Source organism: Rhodopseudomonas sp. G2_2311 (assembly GCF_047501505.1).
GTDB lineage: Bacteria > Pseudomonadota > Alphaproteobacteria > Rhizobiales > Xanthobacteraceae > Rhodopseudomonas > Rhodopseudomonas palustris_H.
This window is the reverse complement of sequence record NZ_JAZDRK010000004.1, coordinates 306,832-325,852: the sequence shown is the minus strand read 5'-3', so window position 1 is coordinate 325,852 and position 19,021 is coordinate 306,832. Positions and strand designations below refer to the sequence as shown.

Annotated in this window: 19 protein-coding genes; 11 read left to right on the top strand and 8 right to left on the bottom strand. The window is 65.6% G+C overall.

Annotated features, from left to right (window positions below; translation table 11 throughout):
• Window positions 1-97: 97 nt before the first annotated feature.
• Both pyk and VRZ08_RS09225 read right to left on the bottom strand, forming a co-directional pair.
• Window positions 98-1,531: a pyruvate kinase gene (gene pyk, locus VRZ08_RS09230; RefSeq protein WP_164634118.1), complete on the bottom strand. Its 1,434-nt coding sequence runs from the start codon at window positions 1,529-1,531 to the stop codon at window positions 98-100.
• Complete coding sequence (locus VRZ08_RS09225) at window positions 1,528-2,112, bottom strand: DUF1036 domain-containing protein (RefSeq protein WP_107356783.1); 585 nt, start codon at window positions 2,110-2,112, stop codon at window positions 1,528-1,530. Before VRZ08_RS09225 ends, pyk begins: the two co-directional genes overlap by 4 nt.
• Window positions 2,113-2,303: 191 nt before the next feature.
• Between VRZ08_RS09225 and VRZ08_RS09220 the strand changes: the two genes are divergently transcribed.
• Entirely contained in the window at window positions 2,304-2,603 is a 300-nt protein-coding gene (locus VRZ08_RS09220) for a DUF1244 domain-containing protein (protein WP_107356782.1), read from the top strand.
• Window positions 2,604-2,789: 186 nt separating this feature from the next.
• Window positions 2,790-3,062 carry a DUF2312 domain-containing protein gene (locus VRZ08_RS09215; protein WP_012497443.1) on the top strand — a complete coding sequence of 91 codons (273 nt, stop codon included), beginning with the start codon at window positions 2,790-2,792 and terminating at the stop codon, window positions 3,060-3,062.
• A 126-nt stretch (window positions 3,063-3,188) separates the two neighbouring features.
• On the opposite strand, the gene VRZ08_RS09210 is transcribed toward VRZ08_RS09215, so the two are convergent.
• From VRZ08_RS09210 to VRZ08_RS09195, 4 genes are all read right to left on the bottom strand, one after another.
• Window positions 3,189-4,841: a DUF882 domain-containing protein gene (locus VRZ08_RS09210; RefSeq protein WP_414532363.1), complete on the bottom strand. Its 1,653-nt coding sequence runs from the start codon at window positions 4,839-4,841 to the stop codon at window positions 3,189-3,191.
• A gap of 319 nt (window positions 4,842-5,160) precedes the next feature.
• Window positions 5,161-7,356, bottom strand: a complete 2,196-nt coding sequence (locus tag VRZ08_RS09205; protein WP_414532362.1) for a L,D-transpeptidase family protein — start codon at window positions 7,354-7,356, stop codon at window positions 5,161-5,163.
• A gap of 347 nt (window positions 7,357-7,703) precedes the next feature.
• Complete coding sequence (locus VRZ08_RS09200; RefSeq protein ID WP_414532361.1) at window positions 7,704-9,191, bottom strand: sigma-54-dependent transcriptional regulator; 1,488 nt, start codon at window positions 9,189-9,191, stop codon at window positions 7,704-7,706.
• 95 nt (window positions 9,192-9,286) lie between these two features.
• Entirely contained in the window at window positions 9,287-9,922 is a 636-nt protein-coding gene (locus VRZ08_RS09195; RefSeq protein ID WP_107346716.1) for a TerC family protein, read from the bottom strand.
• A 366-nt stretch (window positions 9,923-10,288) separates the two neighbouring features.
• On the opposite strand from VRZ08_RS09195, the gene VRZ08_RS09190 reads away from it, so the two are divergent.
• From VRZ08_RS09190 to VRZ08_RS09160, 7 genes are all read left to right on the top strand, one after another.
• Window positions 10,289-12,205, top strand: a complete 1,917-nt coding sequence (locus VRZ08_RS09190; RefSeq protein WP_414532360.1) for a M3 family oligoendopeptidase — start codon at window positions 10,289-10,291, stop codon at window positions 12,203-12,205.
• A gap of 78 nt (window positions 12,206-12,283) precedes the next feature.
• Window positions 12,284-12,553, top strand: coding sequence for an AbrB family transcriptional regulator (locus tag VRZ08_RS09185; protein WP_414532359.1), 270 nt, complete (start codon window positions 12,284-12,286; stop codon window positions 12,551-12,553).
• The gene (locus VRZ08_RS09180) at window positions 12,550-12,933 is read left to right on the top strand and encodes a type II toxin-antitoxin system death-on-curing family toxin (RefSeq protein ID WP_408018137.1); all 384 of its coding nucleotides are present in this window, start codon (window positions 12,550-12,552) and stop codon (window positions 12,931-12,933) included. The genes VRZ08_RS09185 and VRZ08_RS09180 overlap by 4 nt, the downstream gene beginning before the upstream one ends.
• 285 nt (window positions 12,934-13,218) lie before the next feature.
• Window positions 13,219-13,371: an aa3-type cytochrome c oxidase subunit IV gene (locus tag VRZ08_RS09175; RefSeq protein ID WP_011159718.1), complete on the top strand. Its 153-nt coding sequence runs from the start codon at window positions 13,219-13,221 to the stop codon at window positions 13,369-13,371.
• Between the two features lie 195 nt (window positions 13,372-13,566).
• Window positions 13,567-14,694 (top strand): Re/Si-specific NAD(P)(+) transhydrogenase subunit alpha, encoded by a 1,128-nt coding sequence (locus VRZ08_RS09170; protein ID WP_107356777.1) that lies wholly within the window; start codon window positions 13,567-13,569, stop codon window positions 14,692-14,694.
• A gap of 25 nt (window positions 14,695-14,719) precedes the next feature.
• The gene (locus VRZ08_RS09165; protein ID WP_022722381.1) at window positions 14,720-15,043 is read left to right on the top strand and encodes a proton-translocating transhydrogenase family protein; all 324 of its coding nucleotides are present in this window, start codon (window positions 14,720-14,722) and stop codon (window positions 15,041-15,043) included.
• Window positions 15,044-15,056: 13 nt separating this feature from the next.
• Window positions 15,057-16,460: an NAD(P)(+) transhydrogenase (Re/Si-specific) subunit beta gene (locus tag VRZ08_RS09160; RefSeq protein ID WP_107356776.1), complete on the top strand. Its 1,404-nt coding sequence runs from the start codon at window positions 15,057-15,059 to the stop codon at window positions 16,458-16,460.
• A gap of 185 nt (window positions 16,461-16,645) precedes the next feature.
• Here the strand turns inward: VRZ08_RS09160 and VRZ08_RS09155 are convergent, their stop codons facing one another.
• Window positions 16,646-17,020: a VOC family protein gene (locus VRZ08_RS09155; RefSeq protein WP_107356775.1), complete on the bottom strand. Its 375-nt coding sequence runs from the start codon at window positions 17,018-17,020 to the stop codon at window positions 16,646-16,648.
• A gap of 203 nt (window positions 17,021-17,223) precedes the next feature.
• Between VRZ08_RS09155 and VRZ08_RS09150 the strand changes: the two genes are divergently transcribed.
• Complete coding sequence (locus VRZ08_RS09150) at window positions 17,224-17,511, top strand: cupin domain-containing protein (RefSeq protein WP_011159713.1); 288 nt, start codon at window positions 17,224-17,226, stop codon at window positions 17,509-17,511.
• 149 nt (window positions 17,512-17,660) lie between these two features.
• Window positions 17,661-18,539 (top strand): hypothetical protein, encoded by an 879-nt coding sequence (locus VRZ08_RS09145; RefSeq protein ID WP_414532358.1) that lies wholly within the window; start codon window positions 17,661-17,663, stop codon window positions 18,537-18,539.
• A gap of 174 nt (window positions 18,540-18,713) precedes the next feature.
• Here the strand turns inward: VRZ08_RS09145 and rpsU are convergent, their stop codons facing one another.
• Window positions 18,714-18,977, bottom strand: a complete 264-nt coding sequence (rpsU, locus tag VRZ08_RS09140; protein ID WP_013504042.1) for a 30S ribosomal protein S21 — start codon at window positions 18,975-18,977, stop codon at window positions 18,714-18,716.
• Between the last annotated feature and the right edge of the window lie 44 nt (window positions 18,978-19,021).

The following is a 19,021-nucleotide window of genomic DNA, read 5'->3' as shown; positions in this document are numbered from 1 at the left end:
TGTTAGGCTTGAGGGCAGGACATCTCGGGATTCCGGGTTCGCCGCTGCGCGGCGCCCCGGAATGACGATCGGCTCGCTTCTCATCGTATAGCCTCAGTCACATCTCCGCGTCGCTCGGTCCGACATAGGCAATGCGGACCATGTTGGTGGCGCCCGGAGTGCCGAGCGGGACGCCGGCGACGATGATGACGCGCTGGCCGGACTTGGCGAAGCCGTCGCGGAACGCGATGCGGCCGGCGCGCTCGACCATGTCGTCCTGATCCTTGGCGTCTTCGGCGACGACGCAATGCACGCCCCACACCGCCGACAGCTTGCGCCCGGTGCTGATGCTCGGGGTGATCGCCACCACCGGCACCTTCGGCCGCTCGCGTGCGACCCGCAGTGCCGTCGAGCCCGACGAGGTCCAGCAGATGATCGCCGATAGATCGAGCGTTTCGGCGATCTGCCGCGCTGCGCCGGCGATGGCGTCGCCGGCGGTCGCTTCCGGATCGGGGCGCTGCGCCGTCACCACGGTGCGATAGGTGACGTCGCGCTCAACTTCTTCGCCGATGCGGTTCATCGTCGACACCGCTTCGACCGGATATTTGCCGGCGGCGGATTCGGCCGACAGCATGATCGCGTCGGCGCCTTCATACACCGCGGTGGCGACGTCGGAGACTTCGGCGCGGGTCGGCACCGGGCTGGAGATCATCGATTCCAGCATCTGGGTCGCGACCACCACCGGCTTGCCGGCGCGCCGTGCCATGCGGGTCATTTGCTTTTGGAGCGACGGCACCCGCTCGAGCGGCATCTCGACGCCGAGGTCGCCGCGCGCCACCATCAGCGCGTCGGACACATCGAGAATGTCCTGCAGCCGGTCGATCGCCTGCGGCTTCTCGATCTTGGCCATCACGGCGGCGCGGCCGCGGATCATCCGTTTGGCTTCGACGACGTCCTCGGCGCGCTGCACGAAGCTCAGCGCCACCCAGTCGATGCCGGTCTCGCACGCCGCTTCGAGGTCGGCGCGGTCCTTGTTGGTCATCGCCGACATCGGCAGATCGGTGTCGGGCAGGCTGACGCCCTTGCGGTCGCTCATCTTGCCGCCGATCACCACGCGGGTCACCGCGCGATCGCCCACGGTCTCTTCGCAGATCAAACGCACCTTGCCATCGTCGAGCAGCAGTGCGTCACCGACCTTGAGGGCGGCCAGGATCTCCGGATGCGGCAGATACACCCGCGTCTCGTCGCCCGGCTCTTTGATCGAGTCGAGGACGAAGTTCGAGCCGTTGTTGAGCTGGATCGGTCCGTTGGCGAACGAGCCGAGCCGCAGCTTCGGCCCCTGCAGATCGACCAGGATGCCGATCGGGCGGCCGTAGCTGCTCTCGACGTTACGGATGGTCTTCACCAGCTCCCGCATCTTGTCGTGCGGGGTGTGGCTCATGTTGATCCGGAACACGTCGGCGCCGGCCTCGAACAGCTTGCGGATCATCGCGCTGTCGGAAGAGGCGGGGCCGAGCGTGGCGAGGATCTTGATCCGGCGCAGGCGTCTCATGGCTTGGTCCCGGCCTCGCCTGGATTGCCAGGCGTGGCGGGGGCGGTGCGGCCCGGCGACGGAGGAATGCCCGGCAAGCCGGTCCCCGGCGCCCCGGGCATTCCCGGCAGCTTCTGCATGTTCTGTTCGTTACTTTCAGTCAATTGCACGGTCCAGGCCCGCTGCTCGCCGGTGTCGACCTCGAAGAAGCCGGTGCGGTCGAAGCCGCGCGCCAGGCAGTTCTCGGTCCCCTTGATGGTGAATTCCTTGTCGCGCGAGCACATGAAGGCCTGGCCCGACCACTCGCCGCCGCGGTCGTAATCGAGCGCGTAGATGTAGTAGTAGCGCGCCACCAAAGCGCCGCGCAGCAGCGTCTCGCAGCTTCGCGACGACACGTTCCACCAGCCCTCGGTGGTCCAGCCGTCGACGTCCTTGTAGCCCAGCGCGATTCCCACCCGGCTCGAGGTGTTGTTGCACAGCCGGAAGTCGGCGGCGGCCGGAGCGCTACCGCACAGCAGCACGCCGAAGGCCAGCGCCGCCGTCGCGGCGGCCGCGGGCCGGGCCCAGATATGCCGGAAGGGGAGGGAATCTGTGATGATCATGCAGCCAAGCTATACCAATTTGCTGATGATTTCGCGTGACAGGGGCGGCCTGTCAACGGCGGCGCCGCCGCGGGCGGTCTGCCCGGCAGCGGGCTCGCCGCGCGGCGGAGTCGGCTGTACCCCCCAGATGTGGCAAAATCTCAGCCCGTCCCCATCTGGGGAAGACCGCAAGACCGAGCAAAGGTGACCGCATGGACGACAGCACCCGGACCGAACTGGAAGCGGCGGCGTTTCGCCGTCTGGTGGCGCATCTGCGCGAACGCACCGACGTCCAGAACATCGACCTGATGAATCTCGCCGGGTTCTGTCGCAACTGTCTGTCGAACTGGCTGAAGGACGCAGCCGATGCGCAAGGCGTGGCACTGAGCCGGGACGAGAGCCGCGAGGCAGTGTACGGCATGCCGTACGAAACCTGGAAGGCGAAGTACCAGAGCGCTGCCACGCCGGACCAGGTCGAAGCGTTCAAGAAATCTCACCCGCACAGTCACTGACGCGGCGCCGTCACGCCGCGCATCAAGGCGCAATTTCGGCACCGGCGATTTCCGCTGTGGGTCGCTGTGGATGGGCGTGATGCCCCTTGACGGGAGGCGCCGCGGCGAAGAGTGTCCGGCGCAGATGCGGCGCGCGAGGCGACCGCCCCGCCGCTTTTTCCAATCATTATCTGCCAGGAGTGCACGATGGCCACCTCCGCTGCCGCCGTCCAAGAGGATCCCGCGACCAATTTCGCCAAGGACCAGCTTCGGGCGATCATCGAGCGGATCGAACGTCTCGAGGAAGAGAAGAAGACGATCTCCGACGACATCCGTGACGTCTATGCGGAGGCCAAGGGCAACGGCTTCGACGTCAAGGCGCTGCGCACCATCGTCCGCATGCGCAAGCAGGACGCCAATGAGCGCGCCGAGCAGGAGACGATCCTGGAAACCTACATGCAGGCGCTCGGAATGCTCTGAGACCGGGTTTGGTCTGTTGCCGCTGCCGGATCGGCCCGCAATGCTGCCGATCCGGTGAGGCTCCAAAAACAAAAATGCCCGGGACCAGCCCGGGCATTTTTTTCAAATCAGATCCTGCGGCAGAGGTCAGCGCGACGCGTCGCCCGGGAATGCCGTGGTGGTCAGCGTCGCTACCGCCGAGCCGCTGAAGGCGTCGGCATAGAGGCCCGGCTGCGGATCGTCAGCGAAGCTGGTGGCCAGTGTCGCCTCGGGCTTGGCCAGATAGCCGCTCAGCAGCGTCATGTCGGGATCGCCGATCACGGTGGCGGCGGTGTGCATCGCCCGCGGCATCAGGATCATGGCGCGGATCCAGACGTCGTTGTCGCGGCTGCCGGCGGCGGCGAGACGCGCCGAGGTTGCGATCACCGTCTTGCCCTGACCGGACGACTTGCCGATCACACTGTCGACCTTGCCCGACACCGCGGCGTGCCGCTGCAGCGAGGCGCGCGTCGGCGGCAGCGGGGCGCTGGCGGTGACGACATGCGGATGGCGGGTCTGGGCGTGCTGGGAGGAATTGTCCTGCGCCATCGGCGCGTAGGCCAGCGCGTTCATCGCTGCGGCCTGTTCGGATTTGTCGGCGGCGGCCAGTGCCTGGCGGGCGCTGATGGCGGCGACCTGGGCCGGGCTCGCCTGCTTCGGCGCCACCGGAATGTCGTCCCAGAACCCGCGTGCGTTGATGATGTCGGCCGGGCTCTGCGGCTTGGCGTCGGCGGTCTTCGACTCCGCCGTCTTCGACTCCGCCGTCTTCGGCTCTGCAGTCTTGGCCTCGGCCTTAGCGGCCTCTGCCTTGGCAGCTTGGGCCGGGCGCGGCGCCGGCAGTACGACGTCGCCGGCGGAGGCGAGCTGGATGGCGCCGACGGGCTTGGCGCGCGGCATCGGCACCGGATCGCTGGAGCCGACGTCGGCCGGTTTGACGCCCGCAGCAGCCGCAACTGCATCAGCAGCCGCGACCTTGATATCGGCCATCGGCTTGGCACCGGACGGTGCCGCCGTCGCGGCGGCTTCGTCCTCGTCGTCACGCGACTTGCCGCCGAACAGCGCGGCCAGGAAGTTGGTCTTGGCCGGGGCCACGGTGCTGCCGTCGCGGCGCTTCTCGATGTCCGCCAGCGCCAGCTCGTAGCCACGCAGCGGCTTGCCGTTGGACGGGATGTGGACGGTGCGGCCGTCCGGGAACACGCGGGCGAGCTGGTCGGGGGTCATCCGCGGCCAGTGCCGGATACCGCCGGTATCGAGATGGACGAAGGGCGACCCGGAGGTCGGATAGAACCCGACGCCGCCGCGCTGCAGCCGCAGGCCGGCGAACCGGATCTGCTCCAGCGCCACGCCCGGGATGAAGAAGTCCATCGCGTGGCCCTGCATGTGCTGGCTGTGGCGCGCCACACCCGACGAGCGGCGGCGCAGCATGGCGTTGGTGGCAGGGGAGCGGTAGGCGGAGATGATCTGGATGGGCTGTTTGGCGTCGACGTCCCGGTACACTTCCCACAGGATGTCGAACAGTTGGCGGTCCATCACAGTCTGTTCCTGGGACCGCCAGTCGCGCAGGAAATGATTGAGCTGCTTCAGCGCGTCTTCGTCGTAACGGCCGCTGCGCTTGAAGGTGACGGTGAGGCTTTCGCCCGAATGGGTGTGATGGAACGACAGGGTCCGGCTGTCGCCGACCGCGGATGCGTCGTGGACCGAGCCGGCGCCCGCCAGCAGCAATGCCGTCGTCAGTACGGCGCCGTAACCGGCCCTGGGCATCGACAGTGATTTGAGACGGCGCGAAAGTGCAGCCAGCACGAAAACAGCCCCACCAATGGTCGACCAACAAACCCTGCCCGCGAACCCCAAGTCAGCGTGGCAGGGTGACGTGCCGTTACCGAAGTTAGCGATCCGGAAACGGCGTCCGTGACCCCAAGTCGATCGTCAACCTTAACCCTCTGACTATGGCGAAATCGAGCCCGGTGCCGCAATCTAGATGGAGGATGGTTAATGTGAGTTAACAAACAAGGGCGCGCCTCGCGGCGAGCCCTTGATAACATTCAACTACTTTTCGCGCCGAAGGGGGCGCGGTTACTGATCAGCGGGCGTAAACCCGGCGCTGATTGCGCTGAGCCGGCTGCTGCTGACGCGGCTGCGGGCCGCCGAACAGGTTTTCCAGGAATGAGAACGGGCTCGAGGAAGCTCCCGACGAACCGGTGTAGTCGCCGGCAACGCTGACACCGTCGGGCAGCTTGGTCGGGCGGCTGTAGTTCGGCTGGGCGTGGGCCACCACCGCTTCCAGGTTCTTGCCCTTATCGTTCTTCAGCAGGGCCAGCATCGTCGCGTCGCGGCCGTAGACGTCCTTGCGGAGCTGCAGCTTGCCGGCGTCGTCAACGAATGCGGTCTGATAGGTGATGTTGACCGGGATCGGGGTCGGGAATTTCAAATCGACCTCGCTGCGGCCGTACATCGCCCGGACCTTGGCCGGGGTGTAGTCCTTCTCCGGCATCGCGATGTTCAGCAGCGTCGACGCGTACACGTCCGGGTTCTGCACCCGCATGCAGCCGTGGCTGAACGCGCGCTCTTCGCGGGCGAACAGGTTCTTGTCCGGGGTGTCGTGCTGATACACCAGGAACTTGTTCGGGAAGTTGAAGCGGATGCGGCCGAGGGCGTTGGCTTCGCCCGGCGGCTGCGAGATATGGATCGAGCCGTCGCGATTACGCTCCAGCTTCAGACCCATGCGGTCGAGCACTGTCGGATCCTGCTGCAACGCCGGCAGATACTCGTTGTAGATGATCGACGGCGGCACGTTCCAGGTCGGGTTGACGGTGATGTACTTCATCGTCTCCGTCAGCAGCGGGGTGGCGTGCTTGCCCGGCTTGCCGGTGACGACGCGGGTCGTCCACACTTCGGCGCCGTGCTGCATCACTTTCAGCGTGTAGTCCGGAATGTTGAGGATCACATAGGCATCGCCGAGCGACGGCGCGCCGAGATCGCGCGGCAGCCAGCGCCAGCGCTCCATGTTGACGATGATGGTGTCGATGGTGCGGTCACGCTTCGGGGTGTTCAGCGCCCTTACGGTGCGCTCGTCGAGCACCCCGGTTGCCTTGAGGTCGGCGTGATCCTGGAATTTCCGCACCGCCGCGGCGACCGTCGCGTCGTAGGTGGTGCTCTCCGGATTTTCGCTGACGCCGAGGCGGGCGCGCAGCTGCGGCACGCGCGGATCGTCCATCTTCACTTCGGCGCGCTTCTTGCGGGCCGGCTGATAGCGCAGCGTCTCGCCGTCGGCGATCTTGATCACCGGCTTGTCGCCTTCGCCGCGCAGTTCGGCGAGCTTCTTCTTCAGCTCGCGATACAGCTTGTGCGGCGGGTTGTAGCTGTCGAGCGCCGCGGACGCATCGGCCGCGGTGGTGACCTTCGCCAGCACCTGGGCCGGATCGATCGGATGCTCCGGATACTGGATGTCGGCCGACACCTGCGACCAGTGCATCCGGCCGCTTTGCGCCTGGCGCGCATAGTCCATCATGCTCTCGGTGAGCCGCAGCTCGGCTTCGGCGAGCGCCTCGGGCGAGGTCGCGGCGCTGAAGCTCGGCACCGGATAGTCCTCCGGATCAAGGCCGTCGGCGGCGGCGTCCTTCAGCCGCGCGATCACACCCTTGGCCTGTGCGGTCAGCGCGCCAGCCTTGGTCCACACCGGCGCGTAGTCGCGGGTCTCGTAGAACTTCTCGACCGCGCTGCGCTCGGCCTTGCGGTCGAAGTAGCGCGACGCGCTCTTGGCGAGCAGGTCGCGAAGCTGGTCCGCCACCGGCTGATCGGCCGCCGCAACCGTGCTGGCGGGCTTCTGTGGTTCAGCCGGTTTGGTGGTCGTCGCCTGGTCGGCCGCCGGCGCGGCGGGGACGGCGGCAGGAGCGGTCGCGGTTGCCGCCGGAGCTTCCGTCTTGGGCTCGGCAGCGCGCGCAGTCGCCGCGGTGTCTTTGCTCGGCTCGGGCACAGCCGGCGCCGGGGTGGCGGCAATGTCCTTGGCGGGCTCGGCCGGTGCCGGGGCGGCAGCAATGTCGGGCTTGGCGGGGGCGTCGGGTTTGGCGGCGGGGGTCTCGGGCTTGAAATCACCGACCGAGGGCGGCGGCAGATCGACCGGGCTCGGCACCGGCACGGCGGCATCGATCGCGAGATCCGCGGGCGACCGCGTCGGCGACTGCGCCAGGACGGAGGTCGCCGACACGGTGAGGAAGGTCGCCGCGACGGCCATCAGCACGCCTTCGAAACCGCGGCGTCCAGTCGAGTGATCTCGCATTCGTCTACCCCTTGGGAAAGCTGCCCGGCCGGCAGTTCGTGACTTGCAGTTCGGTTCTTGAGTGTCAGGGCACCCGCCAGTGTGTCGGCACGCTGCCGATCTCACGTCTCAGTCGGAGGATACACAGGCCCGGTTCGAGCGGCCAGCATCGGCCGGGCAGACTCACGACAAACTGACCCCAGTTGCTATTGGCTAAGGCGGTCAGTGGCTTGTGCCACGGGCCGCCCTGGTTGTCTGTCACTATCGCGCCACGGTTCAAAAGGTTCCGCGAAACAGCGGTTCCGCCGCCATTTCGGAGCCACAATCAGTGGGGCGCCCCGCAAGCCTGCCGGGTGCCGCGTAGCTCGTTATCGCGCCTCGGCCTGAGCGGCGCGCTCGGCTTCGATCTCGTCGAGTTTGCGATACAGGGTCGAGCGGCCGATCTTCAGCCGCCGCGCCACTTCGGACATCTGGCCGCGATAATGCGAGATCGCGAACCGGATGATCTCCCGTTCCATTTCGTCGAGCGGACGCACTTCGTCGTCCGCCGTCAGCATCGACAGATTGCCGACGCTGGGCAGCGGCGCGATCGGCACTTCGCTTGCGGCGACGAATTGCGGCTCGCTGCGTTCGATCACCAGCGGCTCGCCGGTTGTATCTTCTGCCGGCACGACCGACGGCGCGATCGCCAGCGGGAAGTCGGCGAGGCCGAGCTGATCGCCGTCGCTCATCACCACCGCGCGATACACCGCGTTTTCGAGCTGCCGGATATTGCCGGGCCAGTCGAGCTGGGCGAGCCGCGCCATCGCTTCGCCGGTGATGCCGCCGATGCTGCGCTTCTCTTCGGCGCAGAAACGCATCAGGAAGTGCCGCAGTAGCGGCGGAATATCTTCGCGGCGGGTGCGCAGCGGCGGGATCGTCAGCGGCAGCACGTGCAGCCGATAGAACAGATCCTCGCGGAACTGGCCCGCCTTCACCCGGTCGAGCAACCGGCGGTTGGTGGCCGAGATGATGCGGACATCGACCTTGACCGGCCGGCGCCCGCCGACCGCTTCGACCGCGCCTTCCTGCAGCGCGCGCAGCAGCTTGACCTGCGCCGTCAGCGGCAGCTCGCTGACCTCGTCGAGAAACAGCGTGCCGCCGGAGGCTTCGACGAACTTGCCGTCGTGGCGCTCGGTCGCGCCGGTGAACGCGCCTTTCTCGTGGCCAAACAAAATCGACTCGACGAGATTGTCGGGGATCGCGCCGCAGTTCACGGCGACGAACGGCTTGGCGCGGCGGTCGCTGGAGCCGTGGATGGCGCGCGCGAACAGCTCCTTGCCGACGCCGGATTCGCCTTCGATCAGCACCGGGATCGCAGAGCCTGCAGCCTTTTCGGCGGCGCGCAGCACCGGCGCCATCGCCTCGCTGCGCGTGATGATATCTGAGAACGTCAGCCGGCCTTCGCGGGCATGGCGGATGCGCTGCAGCTCACCCTTCATCGCGCTGGCATTCAGCGCATTGCGCAGCGACACCTGCAGACGCTCGATGCCGACCGGCTTGACGACGAAGTCGTGCGCGCCGGCACGCATCGCCGACACCACATTGTCGATGCCGCCATGTGCGGTCTGCACGATCACCGGCACGTCGAGTCCGTTGGCGCGAATCTTCGACAGCACGCCGAGTCCATCGAGTCCGGGCATCACCAGATCGAGCACCACGGCGTCGATTGCCGGTGCATCGGGCGCGGTCAGGGCTTCTACCGCAGCGTCGCCGCTATCGACCGAAATCGCCTCATAGCCGCACTTCTGCACCATGTTCTCGACCAGCCGACGCTGTACTGCATCGTCATCGGCGATCAGAATACGCTCAACCATTACTCGCTACTGCCTCAACCCGAACTGTCCCGAATTGGTGCAGGATTGCGACGAATGCGTTAACGCTTGGTGAAAATGTAGATGGTTATCCGCTGTTATCCGAAGGCGTGCGGCCAGATCTCAAGCGCGCCGCGATAGATCATGTCGCCTGCCACATAGAGAATGATGGCGAGGCCGATATAGGCGATCCAGCGGTGCTTATGCAGCAGCCGTGCGATGAAGCTGGCGGCGAGACCCATCAGCGCGATCGACAGGGCGAGCCCGAACACCAGAATCACCGGATGCTCGCGTGCCGCGCCGGCCACCGCCAGGACGTTGTCGAGCGACATCGACACGTCGGCCAGCGTGATCTGCCACACCGCCTGCGCCATGGTCTTGGTCGGAGCGCCGGTTGCCGCACCGCCGTCGCCTTCGAGCGCATCGACGTCTTCGGGCGGGTTGCGCAGCTCGCGCCACATCTTCCAACACACCCACAGCAGCAGCACGCCGCCGGCGAGCAGCAGTCCGATGATCTGCAGAAGCTGCACGGTGACACTGGCGAAGGCGATGCGGAGCGCGGTGGCGACCACGATGCCGATCAGGATCGCCTTACCGCGCTGCTCTTTCGGCAGCCCGGCAGCGGCCAGGCCGATGACGACGGCGTTGTCGCCGGCGAGCACCAAGTCGATCATCACGACCTGGGCGAACGCGGTGAGGCCTTCGGGAGTAAAGATGGCGAGAAAGTCGGTCATTGGGCGCTCCGTGAGCGTCCAGTCCGACATCACAGTTCAGACGAACTGCCAGAGGGGCCCGGTCCAGGACGTGGTGGTATGTGGCGCCGTCGAAGACCGCGCCGGATCGCTTGCGTCAGCGCCGATACCATCACCGGACCGCACGATGGTCAATCGCCGCACGGTCAGAGCCGAACTGTTCGGGAACGAACGCTTTGCAGCGGTGTCGTAATCCTGCCGCCAAGCTCGATCAAGGCGGCGAGGGGCTGTTCGAGCCGCGCTGCCTTGTCGCAGGGCGGCTTCCCTTGAAGGAAACTGTGACTTGCGAAGCCGGTGACGGAGCTAGTAGCGTTTCGCAAGGCAAATCGCACGCGATCTGAAAGCACCATGGCGAAATCTGCGACCTCCCGTACCGCAAAGTCCTCTTCCCGCAAGTCCACCCCCGCCAAGCCAGCACCGCGCAAGGCCGCGCCCAGCAAGGCGAAAGCGGCCAAGACCGCGGCCGCGGGACGGAAGACCGCAAGCAAGCCGGCGAAACTGCCCGAGTGGAATCTGACGGATCTGTATCCGGCGATCGACTCGCCGGAGGTCGCCGCCGATCTCGATCGGCTCGATGCCGATTGCGCTTCGTTCGAAGCCGACTTCAAGGGCCGGCTGGCCGAAGAGACCGCGAAGGACGGCGGCGCGCTGTGGCTCGCCGGCGCGGTCAAGCGTTATGAAGCGATCGAGGATTTGGCCGGCCGGCTCGGTTCCTATGCGGGCCTGGTCCACGCCGGCGACAGCGTCGATCCGGTGAAGTCGAAATTCTATGGCGACGTCTCCGAGCGCCTGACTGCCGCCTCGGTGCATCTGCTGTTCTTCACCCTCGAACTCAACCGCGTCGACGACGCGGTGCTCGAGACTGCGATGCAGACTCCCGAACTCGGCCACTACCGGCCGTGGATCGAGGATCTGCGCAAGGACAAGCCGTATCAGCTCGAAGACCGCATCGAGCAGCTGTTCCATGAGAAGTCACAGACCGGCTACGGCGCGTTCAACCGGCTGTTCGACCAGACCATCTCGTCGCTGCGCTTCAAGGTCGGCGGCAAGGAACTGGCGATCGAGCCGACGCTGAACCTGATGCAGGATCGTGCGCCCGAAAAGCGCAAGGCGGCCGCCGAGGCCTTGGCCAAGACCTTCAAGGCGAATGAGCGAACCTTCGCGCTGATCACCAACACGCTCGCCAAGGACAAGGAAATCTCCGACCGCTGGCGCGGCTTCGAAGACGTGGCCGACAGCCGCCACCTCGCCAACCGGGTCGAACGCGAAGTGGTCGATGCGCTGGTCGCCTCGGTGCGCGCGGCGTATCCGAAGCTGTCGCACCGCTACTACAAGCTCAAGGCCGGTTGGTTCAAAAAGAAGAAGCTGCCCTATTGGGACCGCAACGCGCCGCTGCCGTTCGCCGCGACCGGCACGATCGCCTGGCCGGAAGCCCGCAACATGGTGCTGACCGCCTACAAGGCGTTCTCGCCGGAAATGGCGCAGATCGCCGAGCGGTTCTTCACCGATCGCTGGATCGATGCGCCGGTTCGGCCGGGCAAGGCGCCGGGCGCATTTTCGCATCCGACCACGCCGTCGGCGCACCCCTATGTGCTGATGAACTATCAGGGCAAGCCGCGGGACGTGATGACGCTCGCCCATGAACTCGGCCACGGCGTGCACCAGGTGCTGGCCGCCAAGAACGGCGCGCTGATGGCGCCGACGCCGCTGACACTGGCCGAGACCGCCAGCGTGTTCGGCGAAATGCTGACCTTCCGCCGTCTGCTGACTCAGACCAAGGACCGCAAGCAGCGTCAGGCGCTGCTCGCCGGCAAGGTTGAGGACATGATCAACACGGTGGTCCGGCAGATCGCCTTCTATTCGTTCGAGCGGGCGGTCCACACCGAGCGCCGCAGCGGCGAGCTGACCGCGCAGCGGATCGGGGAGATCTGGCTGTCGGTGCAGGGCGAGAGCCTCGGCCCGGCGATCGAGATCAAGCCGGGCTACGAGAGCTTCTGGATGTACATCCCCCACTTCATCCATTCGCCGTTCTACGTTTACGCCTACGCGTTCGGCGACTGCCTGGTGAACTCGCTGTATGCGGTCTACGAGCACGCCCAGGAAGGCTTCGCCGAGCGCTATCTGGCGATGCTGGCGGCGGGCGGAACCAAGCATTATTCGGAGCTGCTGGCCCCGTTCGGACTCGACGCCAAGAACCCCAGCTTCTGGGACGGCGGCCTTTCGGTGATCGCCGGCATGATCGACGAGCTGGAGGCGATGGGCTAGGGCGGTCCAGCGGCGTAAAACGTTCGTTGAACGGAGCGTCGTCTTCCGTTATACGTTCCGTATAACGGAAGCTTGCCCATGGACGGCCGAACCAGATCCGACAACGCGACTGGCCGCGTTCTGGCGACGGTCGAGATCAAAAAGATCGGCAATTCTTCGGGACTCATCTTCTCGAAGGAGCTGATGTCTCGGCTCAACCTGAATGTCGGCGACCAGCTTTACGCGACCCTGACGCCGGATGGCGGCATTCGATTCACGCCCTCCAATCCGGACTTCGAAAAGGCGATGGAAGTCGCCCGCCGCGGCATGAAGCGCTACCACAATGCGCTGGCCAAGCTTGCCAAATGAGCGAGCCGTTCTGGCTCACCCGCCAGATGATCGTCGCCATTCACGACGAGCAATTGGCGATTCATGGCGGGGCCGGCGGCTTGCGGGACGAGGGCATGTTGGATTCGGCGCTCGATCGCCCGCGCAACAAATGGAGCTATGAACAGGCCGAGCTGCCCGAGCTCGCAGCCGGTTACACGTTCGACATTGCTCGAAACCGCCCGTTCGTCGATGGCAACAAGCGAGCCTCGTTGCTCGCGCTTCATACGTTTCTTGCCGTGAACGGCATCGACTTCATCGTCGCTGAGGCCGATGCGGCGGCCATGATTCTCTCCCTCGCAGCCGGCGAAGTCAGCGAGGCCAGCCTGACGCGCTGGATCAGGGACAACTGGCCGGCCTGACGTGCGGTCGATGGGCGCGTCGTCACTTCGAGCGTGCGATCACCTCGTCACCAGCCACGATTGGTTCGCTGCGCGGAATAATCAGTCGCCGCTTGTTGCAATCGCTTCGTAACAGCTTGTTCTAATCGTTTGTTGCGATCACACTGCACAAGCGATCGGTGACGGCGGCCTAGACTTTGGAATGAACCCAAACTGGCTAGGCTAACAATTGCTGCAGTGCCGTTGCCCTCGCAATAAGATTGCGCTAATTGCATCCCCCACTTCTCGAAGATGTCGGAGAGACGAATGGCAGAGCACCACGAGTTTGCCTACACGACTGCCGATGGCAACGACTACGCCGCGCATGAGCAGACCTATGAAGGGTTTATCAAGCTGGTGAAGTACGGCACCGCCGCCGTCATCGTGATCGTCGCCCTCATGGGCATTTTCCTGACTTGATCTGTGCTGGAGTGCGCCGTTACACGCGGCGCTCTCTCGGAGAACGCCCCGGCAAAGTGGAGTCCGGTTTGTCGTCCGGACGTTCTCCAAACAAATAAGTAAGCGCGCATCCCGGTCCCAAAACCGGTCCCACTTTTGCGGGGTGCGCGCATATCTCGCTCGCTCACGCGCGTGCTTCGCGCCGCCGGAGGCTCCATGAAGATTGCTGTTGCCAAAGAACAAGATCCCGCCGAGCCGCGCGTCGCGGCGACGCCCGACACGGTCAAGAAGCTGAAAGCTCTCGGCGCCGAAGTCGCGGTCGAGCCGGGCGCGGGCCTCAAGTCCGGCCTGCCGGATTCCGATTTCACTGCCGCCGGGGCCACCGTATCCGCCGACGCTCTGAAGGACGCCGATGTCGTCTTCAAGGTGAAGCGTCCGGAGGCGTCCGAACTCGCCAGCTATAAGCGCGGTGCGCTGGTGCTGGCGATCATGGACCCGTACGGCAATGACGCTGCGCTGAAGAGCATGGCGGATGCCGGCATTGCCGCCTTCGCGATGGAGCTGATGCCCCGCATCACCCGCGCCCAGGTCATGGACGTGCTGTCGAGCCAGGCCAACCTCGCCGGCTATCGCGCCGTGATCGACGGTGCCGAAACGTTCGGCCGGGCCATGCCGATGATGATGACCGCGGCCGGCACCGTTCCGGCGGCGAAGGTGTTCATCATGGGCGTCGGCGTTGCCGGTCTGCAGGCGATTGCCACCGCGCGCCGTCTCGGCGCCATCGTCACCGCGACCGACGTGCGTCCCGCCACCAAGGAGCAGGTCGAATCGCTGGGCGCCAAGTTCCTCGCCGTTGAAGACGAGGAGTTCAAGAACGCCCAGACCGCCGGCGGCTACGCCAAGGAAATGTCGAAAGAGTATCAGGCCAAGCAGGCCGCTCTGACTGCCGAACACATCAAGAAGCAGGACATCGTCATCACCACTGCGCTGATTCCGGGCCGGCCCGCGCCGCGTCTGGTCACCGCCGAGATGGTGAAGTCGATGAAGCCCGGCTCGGTGCTGGTCGACCTCGCGGTCGAACGCGGCGGCAACGTCGAGGGCGCGGTCCCCGGCCAGATCGTCGAGACCAACGGCGTCAAGATCGTCGGCTACACCAACGTCGCCGGCCGCGTCGCGGCGTCGGCTTCGGCCCTTTATGCGCGCAATCTGCTGAGCTTCTTCGAGACCATGGTCAACAAGGAGAAGGCGCTGGCGGTGAATTGGGACGACGAACTGGTGAAGGCCACCGCGCTGACGCGCGACGGCGCCGTCGTTCATCCGAACTTCCAGCCCAAGTCGGCGTGAGCGCGACCGCTTAAGGAGAGTTGCTATGGAGCATATGGTTCAAGCGGTCGATCCGTTCGTGTTTCGGCTGTCGATTTTCGTCCTTGCCGTGTTCGTCGGCTACTTCGTGGTGTGGTCGGTGACCCCCGCGCTGCACACGCCGCTGATGTCGGTGACCAACGCGATCTCGTCGGTGATCGTGGTCGGTGCGCTGCTCGCGGTCGGCGTGTCGCTGGTCGGCAGCGACAACGGTCCGCTGTGGGCGCGCGGCTTCGGCTTCGTCGCGCTGATCTTCGCATGTATCAACATCTTCGGCGGCTTCCTTGTCACCCAGCGCATGCTGGCGATGTACAAGAAGAAGCAGAAGTGAGTAGGGGCCGTCGATGAGCGCCAATCTTTCCGCATTTCTGTATCTGATCGCAGGCGTCCTATTCATTCTGGCGCTGCGCGGTCTGTCGTCTCCGGCCACCAGCCGTCAGGGCAACCTGATGGGCATGAGCGGCATGGCGATCGCCATTGCAACCACGCTCGCCGGCCATCCGCCGGCCGATCTGCTCGGCTGGGTGCTGGTGATCGCCGGCATCGCGATCGGCGGCGCCATTGGCGCAGTCATCGCCAAGAAGGTGCCGATGACCTCGATGCCCGAGCTGGTCGCCGCCTTCCACTCGCTGGTAGGTATGGCCGCGGTGCTGGTCGCCGCCGGTGCGTTCTATGCGCCCGGTGCGTTCGACATCGGCGAGCCGGGCAACATCCACGCTCAGAGCCTCGTTGAAATGTCGCTCGGCGTTGCCATCGGCGCGCTGACCTTCACCGGCTCGGTGATCGCGTTCCTCAAGCTGTCGGGCCGCATGAGCGGCGCGCCGATCCTGCTGCCGGCACGGCACGTGGTGAACATCGCGCTCGGCGTCATCATGTTCGCGGCGATCATCTACATGGTGATCACGCAGAGCGAGGTCGCCTTCTGGGTGATCACCGGCGTCGCGCTGCTGCTCGGCATCCTGATCATCGTCCCGATCGGCGGCGCCGACATGCCGGTGGTGATCTCGATGCTCAACTCCTACTCGGGGTGGGCCGCGGCCGGCATCGGCTTCACGCTCGGCAACTCGGCGCTGATCATCACCGGCGCGCTGGTCGGCTCCTCGGGTGCGATTCTGTCCTACATCATGTGTAAGGGCATGAACCGCTCGTTTATCTCGGTCATCCTCGGCGGCTTCGGCGGTGAAACCGCGGCGGCCGGCGGTGGCGGTGGTGAACAGCGCCCGGCCAAGCTCGGCTCGGCCGACGACGCGGCCTTCATCATGAAGAACGCCTCGAAGGTCATCATCGTGCCGGGTTACGGCATGGCGGTGGCTCAGGCTCAGCACGCGCTGCGTGAAATGGCCGACTCGCTGAAGAAGGAAGGCGTCGAGGTGAAGTACGCGATTCACCCGGTCGCCGGCCGTATGCCGGGCCACATGAACGTGCTGCTCGCCGAAGCCAACGTGCCGTACGACGAAGTGTTCGAACTCGAGGACATCAACTCGGAGTTCGCGCAGGCCGACGTCGCGTTCGTGATCGGCGCCAACGACGTCACCAACCCGGCGGCCGAAGAGGATCCGTCCTCGCCGATCTACGGCATGCCGGTGCTGCAAGTGTGGAAGGCCGGCACCGTGATGTTCATCAAGCGGTCGCTCGCCTCCGGTTACGCCGGCATCGACAACCCGCTGTTCTATCGCGACAACACCATGATGCTGCTCGGCGACGCCAAGAAGATGACCGAGAACATCGTCAAGGCGATGGCGCACTAACCGCCGACGCCCTGCCCAAAACGAAACGCCCGGCCGCAAGGCCGGGCGTTTTTGTTTGGGGCCAGACCCACTATTCCACGTCATGGCCGGGCTCGTCCCGGCCATCCACGTCTTGCTGCGCGTCGAACGCCGAAAGACGTGGATGCCCGGCACAGGGCCGGGCATGACGGAGGTTGGTGTAAGCCTCACATCCGGTGCATGACGCAGAGCTTGTTGCCGTCCGGGTCGCGCAAATAGGCGAGGTACATCTTCATGTCGCCCATCGCGCGGATACCGGGCGGATCCTCGCACGTAGTGCCGCCATTGGCGACGCCGGTCGCGTGCCAAGCGTCGGCTTCCTCCTGGGACTTTGCCACGAAGCCGATCGTGCCGCCATTGGCCGCGGTCGCCGGTTCGCCATTGATCGGCTTGCTGACCGCGAAGGTGCCGGTCTTGGTGCGGTAGAAGATGCGATGACGATCGACCATCGCCGGCGGCACGCCGAGGGTGCCGAGCAGTTTGTCGTAGAAGTCCTTCGCCGCTTCGAGATTGTTGGTGCCGATCATGACGTGTGAAAACATGGCGTTTCCCGTGTGCTCCTTGGTGTTTTCACCCTGAGGGTGCCCGCCAACTATACCGATCCGATGCCACCTGGCGATACCGCCCGAGCATCAGGTGCGCCGATTGTACGCATGGCGCTGGGCCTGGATCGCCGGATGTCGGGCAGGGTGATTGGTGGTATCCGTGTCTTAGTTGGCAGCGTTCTGCCCGGAGAAGGGACGTCATGACGGTTGCGGCAAAATCCGAGATTCAGATCGACAACGACGAGGTGCGGGTTACCGAGTGGCGGCTGCCGCCGGGCTCGGCGACCGGTCACCACACCCACGGCATGGACTACGTCGTGGTGCCGATGGCCGACGGCGAGATGACCATCGTGGCGCCGGACGGGACGCGCTCGCTGGCCCAGCTCAAGACCGGCCGCTCCTACGCCCGCAAGGCCGGTGTCCAACACGATGTCCGCAACGAATCCACAGCCGAAATCGTGTTTCTCGAGATTGAATTGAAAGCTTAACCTCTCGTTAAGCGGCAGGGCCCAGCTTCGCCTCGCGGTCCGTTCGGTGGCGCTCCGAACACCTCGTTCCGATGCCACCGATCGGTCGCAGTTGATCCCTCAATCAGCCTCAAACTTCCAGCATCACACGTGCGGGGAAGAGGCCGGCCATGCTGAAATTCATCACCGAAAAACTGCTCGGGCAGATTCTGCCGTCGGTGGTCGCGACCGTGATCGCCGCCTACGTCGTGAATCAGTACATCGTCGCCAGGCCCGACGCGCCGCCCCCGGCCGCCCCCGCGACACAGCAACTCGATACCACGAAGGCCGTTAAGCCGGCCGAGTCGGTTGCGGTCGCGCTGCCGGCGGAGGCCGCGCGGTCCGAGCCGACCAGGAGCGAGCCGCTCAAGGTCAAGCTCGGCGCCGACAAGATCTCCACCGAGAAGGCCGCGGTCGACAAGCCTGCCGACCGCCCAGTGGGTCGGCACCAGATCACCGTGCATGACAACAAGGCGGCCGCCCCGTCCAAGCCGGTCAGCACCGCGTCCGCTACGCCGGAGCCGGTCAAGGTGCCGGAGGAGCGCAGCGAGCCCGCGCGCGATCCCAACGAGCTCGTCAGGGCCGCTGTCGAGCGCCTCCGCGCGTCCGCGCCCGCAGAGGCGCCTCGGGCCACCGAAACGCTGGGGCGTGCGCCTGAGCCGCTGAAGGTGCCTGAGCCGCCGCGCGCCCAGGAGCCGCCGCGTCAGCAGGAAGCCGCGCGCGTCATCGCTCCGGCATTGCCGCCGGCCGTCAACGTTGCGCCGACCAATGTGTCGATTGCGCCCTACGCCAATCCGCCGGCAACCACCGCCTCCGTGCCGGCCAGCAGCCGCCCAGCCGATTCGATCGACCTGCGCGACAGCGATCAGCACCCGCCGACCCCTCCGGCCGATATTCCGGGCGCACGCGCGGACGCGTCCGGCGACGGCAATGCCGCCCGCAAGCCGTCGGTCGCGGAGGATGTGTTGTTCACCGCCAAGTCGGTGATCCACTCGGTCCTGCCGCGGTAGTAACGACCGCGATATCCACAGCCATCAATGCCCGGGCGTCGCCCCGGGCATTTTGTTATGTGGGGCAGGTCACCGACCGAGCGCCAAGCAGCACCGAAATAAGCAACAACGAAAAACGCGGGCCCGGGGCCCGCGTTCTTCAAACTCAGTTCGCTTCGTCGCCGAAAAGCGCGATTAGCGCGCCGCCGCGGCCGGACGGCGATCCGCGCCGAAAGCCGGCTTCGGCTTGCTCGGCAGCAGGCCTTCGCGCTGCAGCTTCTTGCGGGCGAGCTTGCGGGCGCGGCGTACGGCTTCCGCCTTCTCGCGCGCCTTCTTCTCGGACGGCTTCTCGTAATGTCCGCGCAGCTTCATCTCGCGGAAAATCCCCTCGCGCTGCATCTTCTTCTTCAGCGCCTTGAGGGCTTGATCGACGTTGTTATCGCGAACGAGAACCTGCACGCGGCATCCTCTTCAGAGTGATCGGATCGGAATTTATTGGATTA